1 protein-coding gene is annotated in these 1,926 nt (G+C 33.0%); it reads left to right on the top strand.

Going from position 1 to position 1,926, the window contains the following annotated elements:
- Positions 1–164: 164 nt before the first annotated feature.
- Complete coding sequence (locus LJD34_RS15825) at positions 165–1,844, top strand: IS1634 family transposase (protein ID WP_227360349.1); 1,680 nt, start codon at positions 165–167, stop codon at positions 1,842–1,844.
- Positions 1,845–1,926 lie beyond the last annotated feature (82 nt).

Genomic DNA, 1,926 nt, shown 5'->3' on the forward strand with positions numbered 1-1,926 from the left:
CCCGTCTTTAGAAGTTATCACTATATTTTTTAGAACTACATTTAAACCATTTCTTTCAATATGTCGATTTTATCGGCTTTTTTTATACTTTTAATTTTTTTATATTATTTTTTATGTTATAATTTATATAGTGATAGTAGTGATATATTATTGGAGGTGTTTCTATGGCTTTTTTCCTTAAAAAATCTACTCTTAAAGGTCGTACCTATCTTTCCATCGTTGAAAGTTATTACTCCCCTCAAAAGCATGGTGGTGCTCATCGCACCTATAAATCACTTGCTTCTGTTGAAACTTGGAAAGCCAAAGGTATCGATGATCCTATTGCCTATTTTCAAAAAGAAGTGGATGAACTCAACAAAAATAATAAAAACAAGAATTCTCTTAAGATTTCCGATCATTCTCCTGAACTCTATCTTGGATATTTTCCATTCATATCCATGATGAATAAAATGGATATCAAAAAGTATGTCGACTATTTCAATCTGCATAATTCTTTTGAGTTTGACCTTTACGAACTTCTTTCATCTCTTATCTATGCTCGTCTTGTTAATCCATGCAGTAAGCATAGAACTTTTCATGAGGTCCTTCCTCAACTAAGAGACGGCGTTCACTTTTCTTATGATCAGCTTCTTGATGGTCTTGAATTCATCGGCAATGACTACGGCAAGTTTATCGAAATCTTTAATGAACAGACAAAGAAATTCTATGATATCAATACTTCCAAGACCTACTTTGACTGCAGTAATTTTTATTTTGAAATAGACAGAGAAGATGACTTTAGAAGAAAAGGTCCTTCTAAAGAAAACAGAAAAGATCCCATTGTCGGCTTAGGACTGCTTCTTGATGCAAATCAAATTCCTATTGGCATGGAACTGTTTCCTGGCAACGAAAGTGAAAAGCCCATACTGAGAAATGTCATCAAAAAACTGAAAGCTAAAAATCAAATCACAGGGAAAACCATCCATGTTGCAGATAAAGGATTGAACTGTGCACAGAATATCGCCTTTTCCAAAGAAAACGGAGATGGCTATCTCTTCTCAAAATCAGTAAAATCCTTACCTGAAAAAGAAAAGACATGGATACTGTTGGATAATGATGATTGGAAGGATGTAAGAAGCAGAGATGGCACACTGTTATACAGATATAAATCATGTGTCGAAAAATTTCCATACACTTTTGAAATAGATGGTAAAAAGAAAACCCTCTGCTTTACAGAAAAAAGACTTGTTACCTATAATCCAAAACTGGCCTCAAAGAAAAAATATGAAATAGCCAAACAGATTGAAAAAGCAAGAAACCTCTGTTACAGTCAGGCAAAACGATCAGAATATGGAGATTTAGGAAAGTATGTCGATTTCATTGATGAAGACGGAGAGAAAGCCAAGGCCTCAATAAACGAATCAATGATTGAAAAAGAGCTAAAGTTTGCAGGATACAATATGCTTGTTACTTCAGAAAAGGATATGGATGATATTGATATCTATAATACATATCACAATCTATGGAGGATAGAAGAATCCTTCAGAATAATGAAGTCTGATTTAGATGCACGCCCTGTATTTCTTCAAAAAGAAAACAGCATAAAAGGACACTTCCTGATCTGTTATCTTGCCGTACTGTTAGAAAGAATATTCCAGTTTAAGATATTGGATAATCAATACAGCACACATCAAATCATGAAATTCATTAGAAGCTTTAAGGTGGTCAAAGGTGAAAGTAAATATATCAATGTAACGCCATCAAGTGAATTTATAAAAGAATTCGAAAAGATTACAAATCTTCCACTTACAAATTACTATTTGACAGAGCGGCAAATTAGACAGATATTCAATTATAAGATTTAAACGAAAAAGCAATAGAGATTCTATCTTGAATTCCTACTGCTTTTTTACTATCACTATATTTTAATGCTGGATACCAAAGTCA

Source organism: Faecalibacillus sp. MSK20_93 (assembly GCF_020589945.1).
Taxonomy (GTDB): Bacteria; Bacillota_I; Bacilli_A; order Erysipelotrichales; family Coprobacillaceae; genus Faecalibacillus; species Faecalibacillus intestinalis.

Coding starts and splice junctions, on each gene's coding strand:
- LJD34_RS15825 (WP_227360349.1), top strand. CDS start 165: ATGGCTTTTTTCCTTAAAAAATCTACTCTTAAAGGTCGTACCTATCTT.